Origin of the sequence: Paraclostridium dentum (assembly GCF_012922555.1) — a bacterium.
GTDB lineage: Bacteria > Bacillota > Clostridia > Peptostreptococcales > Peptostreptococcaceae > Paraclostridium > Paraclostridium dentum.
This window is the reverse complement of the sequence record NZ_WIPK01000016.1, coordinates 39,497-45,830: the sequence shown is the minus strand read 5'-3', so window position 1 is coordinate 45,830 and position 6,334 is coordinate 39,497. Positions and strand designations below refer to the sequence as shown.

Annotated in this window: 5 protein-coding genes; all 5 read right to left on the bottom strand. The window is 22.8% G+C overall.

What is annotated here, in order from left to right:
* Positions 1 to 753: 753 nt before the first annotated feature.
* Entirely contained in the window at positions 754 to 1,059 is a 306-nt protein-coding gene (locus GFJ41_RS15960) for a helix-turn-helix domain-containing protein (protein WP_170075853.1), read from the bottom strand.
* A 733-nt stretch (positions 1,060 to 1,792) separates the two neighbouring features.
* Complete coding sequence (locus tag GFJ41_RS15955) at positions 1,793 to 2,491, bottom strand: ferric reductase-like transmembrane domain-containing protein (protein WP_170075852.1); 699 nt, start codon at positions 2,489 to 2,491, stop codon at positions 1,793 to 1,795.
* A gap of 731 nt (positions 2,492 to 3,222) precedes the next feature.
* The gene (gene srtB / locus GFJ41_RS15950) at positions 3,223 to 3,924 is read right to left on the bottom strand and encodes a class B sortase (RefSeq protein ID WP_035119057.1); all 702 of its coding nucleotides are present in this window, start codon (positions 3,922 to 3,924) and stop codon (positions 3,223 to 3,225) included.
* A 42-nt stretch (positions 3,925 to 3,966) separates the two neighbouring features.
* On the bottom strand, positions 3,967 to 5,331 hold the full coding sequence (locus GFJ41_RS15945) for an RNA polymerase sigma factor (protein WP_035119058.1): 1,365 nt from the start codon (positions 5,329 to 5,331) through the stop codon (positions 3,967 to 3,969).
* Between the two features lie 419 nt (positions 5,332 to 5,750).
* Positions 5,751 to 6,305 carry a hypothetical protein gene (locus GFJ41_RS15940; RefSeq protein ID WP_021430599.1) on the bottom strand — a complete coding sequence of 185 codons (555 nt, stop codon included), beginning with the start codon at positions 6,303 to 6,305 and terminating at the stop codon, positions 5,751 to 5,753.
* Positions 6,306 to 6,334: the final 29 nt, after the last annotated feature.

Here is a 6,334-nt window from a genome sequence, read left to right as displayed (position 1 = left end):
TAGCAGTAGGAGCAGGGCTAGTAAGCAATGAATTAGAAATAGCAAATCAATAATGTAAATTGAAAATTTAAGACATAATAAAAATGGAGGAATTATCATGACATTGTTATTAATAATAGGAATTGTAATATACATTGTTAAAAACAAAAGGAATAATGAAGATGCTTTTTTAGAAAATGATCAAATAATAGATGTTCATTATAGAGAAGTTGACTAGAACAAGTCTTAATATATAATTCAATATTAAAAAATAATATATAAGCAAATTAACCTTCATACGCCACCGTTTATATAGGTTAGTGTGTAGAAGGCTAATTAGGACAAATCTTAATAATTTAATACAATGAGGGTAAAATATAATTCTACTTGTATTAAGTATAAAAAATTAAAACAAAACATAATTAGGTTTTATATAACTCAATCAATAAAAATATAGGGTTTTAATTGATTCTATTTAAATTATATAAAAGTATAATTGTTTACGTACATTAGATATACGTCTAGTAAACAGAAAAATTAATACTTTAAATTAGATTTTTTAATAAAAATTTATATGACTATATATGCAAATCCAACACAAATTCATTGTATTTCAAATCTATTAATCTAGATTCAGATAAATCATAATTCAAATCGATTCAAATATAACTATTTCTTTTTATAATACCTATAAGTTTAATGAGTTAAAAAAATAAATATAATCTTTTTCATTATGGAAAAATTGTATAATGAAAAAGATTATATTTATACTTTTTAAATACCTATTTTAAGTTCATTTAACTCAGACTTTTTATCCATTTTCTTTTTAATTTTTTTATGTTTCACTTCATCTAAATCGTCCAAAGTAATTTTACCAATATACAAATTAAATTCATCAACACCAAAGTGTTTTATCATAGATTGTTCTGTTATTAACCAAGTTTTACCGAATTTTTTCACCTCAACATTGTCGATTAGTTTTCCATTTGATACTTGTTTTCGTAACGTTGAATTATCTAAACCATAAATATCTGCTACTTGTTGAAACGTATATAGACCCTTAAAACTCCCATTTGCCATTTTAATTTCCTCCAAATTATTCTATGTATTAAAATTTGTATAACTTTAAATCAATTAGATATTTATTGAGGTTTATATCTAATTGAATCCCCCCAGATATATTATAAGTCAATTCATATACTAGGTGTTAGAGGCTATTTGAAGTATTTTAATAAAAAAAATGGTATAAGTCTAATTATATAAAGACATATACCATATAAACTTATTTTCTATATTATTAATATATATTTTATTTAACTGTTTTAAGAATGATATGTAAAAACCTATTACCTATGAAGGTATTCTTAATAACATAAAAAATAATCAAATGTGATTATATCACAAACACCTGTATTTTTAACCCTCTTAATTTTTATAGTATAGCACGCTGATTTTTAAAATCAATATATGTTACAGGATTGAAACAAATGTATCGGAATTGATACTCATTTAACGATGGATGACACTTGTCCGACAAAGTAAAAACTATTGGAAAGTATTTAAATCAAATACAAAACAATAGACATAAAAAAATTAAATAATTATTAAATATATATTAAATAATTATTTAATTGTATAGTAAAATCTAAAATAGATTTAATTTGAATGATAAATATTGGAGGACATTTGTCCTCCAATCCAAATAAGTTACACAGGTTGCAAGAATCTTATCAATTTGCCTGTAATAAGTATAAAAAAAGGATATCTAAAAAAGACATCCTTTTTTGTATGCAAAGGTGGTTAAAAACTTCAACTAAATACTTGATACTTTCATTGATTTAACTTTCTTTTCATTAAAGCATTTCATGATTCTAAGTATTGTATAAACTATAAAAATTGTAGAGTAAATAACAATTTTTAATATATCTACAGTATCTTTATTTAAAAGAATAAGAGCTACATGTAAATAAGTTAACCCATAAAATAAGTACGACCATCTTTGTATTTTTTTCCATTTAACATACTTAATTTTGATTCTAACAAATTTAAATGAAGTAATAAACAATGGAATCATAACTAAAAATGCAACTAAACCTATAGTCAGATGAATCATAGATAATCCAGGAAGCGTAAGTGATTTAACAAAATCTCCAAAAATAAAATATGTATATATTAAGCCATGTGGAAGTATAAGTATAGATCCTAGTATAGCTAATTGAGCTCTTATACTTAATAGTTTTTTAGTTAAAACATACTTTCTATCAAGAGCCCCTGTAAACATTACGATAATAAAGAAAGCTACAGATAAAATACCTTTCATTGATGATTTATAAGATGCTAGTAGAAGTCCTTGTAGCTCTATATTATATGTTTCTCCGTAAAGATTTATGTAGCTAGTTAGTAAAGCCATCGTTAAAGCAATTATGTAGTATAAGTTTGAATGCTTTTTAATACTAGACGTACAAAATAATGATACTACTATTGTAAATATCAGAGAGTAAATCAATAGCATTTTGATTCTCCTTTTCATTCTATAATGATAATTAATTTCAATAAGATTGTATACTAAAATTTTAACTAGGTCAACAAATTTTTGTAAAAAATCTAATTATTTAGTTTCAATAATAAAAAATATAGTCAAAGTAATAAAAAAAGAAGTGTATTAGAATTTCTAATTAAGATTAATAAATTGTGGTTTTAGATATTTAAATTAGAATAATTGTAATATATAATTGAAAAAACAAGTTAGCTAAAGTAAAAATACTGAACTTTAGCTAACTTGTTGATATGATATAAAGAGATTAACTTTTTGAGTCCATATGCAATAACTAATAATAGATTTGATTCAAGAATTATAAACATAATTGTATGGTTGGGTAAATAAAAGTTATATATATATAGTTGTTAAAAAAATTAAAATTATAGATTTAGATATATTAGTTCTGTAATTACTACAATTGTTAGAAAGGAGATTATTGCTACTTTTTTAAAATATAAATATAAAGAAAATATAAACATTGAAACTAAAATGTTTATTGTAGTGATAAAAATATGTAAATGTATGTTCATATTATAACCTCATGTAAGTAAGTATTTAGTTTTTATACTGCCTTTATTTCTAATACGGATATTATAAATAAGTCTATTTTTAGCATGATTCAAAATCGTATTTAAATATGAATTTTGGTAGTTAATACACTAATTAGAGTAAAAAGCATGATATTTAAATGTCTAAAATAAACTTTATTTATTAAGTTTTGCATGAACAACCATGCGAGCATTATCAAATTCATAACTACATGTAGATAACGTTAATATCTTATCGTTTAAATCAACATTTATTGAAGATTTAAATAAAGAATCTTTTTTTATTTTACTTAAAAAATTATTAAAATCTACATTAGAAGCAAAGGAAGTTTTATTGTAAACATTGCTAGAATCAGTTACATAAGCAGAAAATATTGTATAGTTTAAGATAGTACCATCAGTTTTAGATATAGATATAGTTTTATATTTATTAAAAAAATCTTCATCTTTAAATTTTTTTAGTTGGCCAAACATAGTTCCATTCCTCATACTATGTCCATAAAGTACTGTATTGCAATCATTAAATTTATCATTTTGGTAATCTAGGAAGATAGATCCTGACTCTAGATAATTTTTATCCATATCTTTATTTAAATAGAATTCATTATTACTTGATTGAACTATTGGATAGTGAATATTTGTACCATCTACATCTAACCACCCTCTATAGTCTTTATTAAGATAAGATAAGTCTACTGAATTATCATTGTTATCTTGTTGTGATTCTTTTATTTTGTAAATTTTATCATATACTTTATCAGCTTTATTATACTGTACAAATTTGTTTATTATTTTATAAGAACTAAACAACAGTATAATTAAAAGTAGTAAGTTTATTATCCATCGTATTTTTTTCATTTTTAAATTATCCTTATACATTAAGTTTATATATTTTGAAATCTATATCTTTTTTATATTATATACAGCTTTATTTCCAACAATATCATATATAGTTAAGTATAAAGGTAAATTACTTATTTTTACAACAACAATACCTTTATCTTTGTCTATTGACTGGATGTTTAAAATTTTTTCATTAGAATCTTTTAAATAAATCTTATTAAAATCTATTCCACTATTAGAATCCTTTAAGCTAATTATAATTTTATCACTATCATATGTGTAGTTTATAATATTTGGAGATTCTGTATCTATACAATTAATTTTAAATTCCTTAATTATAGGAGAGTGTTGTTTAAAGTTTATAAATACCTTATAATCCCCATTTTTAGTGATTTTAAATCTATAAGTAGATTGATTTACATAGTTACCCAAGAGTTTTTCAGAATTACCAAGTTTAATATACAAATCATTTACTAGAGACTTATCCTTTACTTGAATATCTACTAAAACTGGATTATTTGTAATTTTAGATGTATCACTTATTGATATATTTATAGTATCTAATAAATTAGCTTTAGAAGATAAATTACCTGCATTTGAAAAATCATATTTGGTTATTTCATAAATACCTAGAACAGAAGTAGATACCACTATTGATGTAGTTAGTGAAACTGCCATAGTTTTCGACATACCTTGTTTATGGTTAATTTTGAATTTAAAACTTTTACCTATATTAAAATGAGACTTATATAATACATTTCCCAAAATATTTTTTGAGGAATTTAAATTCAGTAAGTTTTCATTAGATGCCTTTTTAAAGAATCCAAATAGCATAAATCCATAAATTTTTCTATTATCTTTTCTTTCTTCAGAATATAACTTATATAAATTTTTCTTTGCATTACTTAGCCTACTTTTTACAGTACCTTCAGAAATGTTTAAAACATATGCAATCTCTGAAACTTTTAGATCATCGAAGTATTTTAAAATCAGTATTGTTGAATGTATAGATGAAAGCTTATTAATTAAATTCATCAATTCGCAATTACTTTCTTTTAGAATATATGACTCAATAGGGTCAACATCTTTTGAAGTATCGCTTAGAGTAGGCAAAACATAATCCGAATGAACCTCTCCAAATTTTCTTACCTTGGAAAGCTCTTTAATGCAATAATTGTATGTAATTTTATTTATCCATGCTATAAATAATTTAGGAGATTCTAACTTATCAAGTGACTTTAGAACAATCAAAAATACTTCTTGTACGGCGTCTTCTGCCATAGACTTATCTTTTAAAATATTTAAAGATAGGAAATACACCTTTTGATAAGTTAAAGAATATAAATCTGAAAAAGCTTGAGAGTCTCCATTTTTACATTTAGATACAAGTTTACTTATTTTTAAATACTTTAAGCTACTCAATTATCAAATGTCCTCCTAATATTAATTTAAAATCTAATTAATATTAAACATAATACCATAATTATAGAAATGAAAGTAAAACTTTAGATAAAATATTTAATGAGTAAAAATTCAGATATTAAAAGAGGGATTATTTGGAGTTTATAAGATATATCAAGGTTTTAACAAAAAATAATAAAAGGTTATGAAAAGTTTAAAAAGTTCACAACCTAGTTAGTTTTAATATTTAAAAATTTTTTTAAAACAATGCTTTAGCAAAGCTGTATTTAAGTATACCGTAAATATTAAAAATAATAATAATACAAACTTTAAAAATTTCATTTTATAATAGTCTCCTTATGATGATATGATTTACTTTATGATTGCTATTTAAAATAGTTTTCAAAATAAATAAAAGAGTTAATCATTAACTCTTTTATTTAACTTCCATTACTTAAAGGTGTTTGACCTACATTTTGTTTCAACATTAATATTTTCTTTTCATGCTTTAACTTTTGCGTTTCTTGAAATTTCAACTGATATTGTAGTTTAAGTAAATCTCTTTTTTCTATAACTTCTTTTAAATTTTTAATTTCTTCTTCAGCACAACTATGTAAATATTTTTCTTTCAATGAAGTTAGGTCATTTTCTTCAAAATCATTATATATTTTGTGTCTAATATTTGTTATATCAACAACTTGTTTTTTATTTTTCAAAACAGTTTTAACAGCTTTAATATTTAAAAATGGAGTACCACTTTTATTCTTTAAAACCTGATAAGTTCCTTCCACAAATAAAACTTGCTGATTTAACTTGCTGTTTGTTAAATGAGCAGTATGTCTTCTGCTAAAATTTATTACTGCAATAGATGGGTAAGAACCATCTATTGCAGGTATTTTTTCAATTAATCGACTTTCTCCATTTTCTAAAAATGTTAAGTTTTCTAAATCGCTACATTCTAAAGCTAGGGTTATGTATGCATCGATAATTTTCATATTTTTAAATCCTCCTATAAAACTAACTA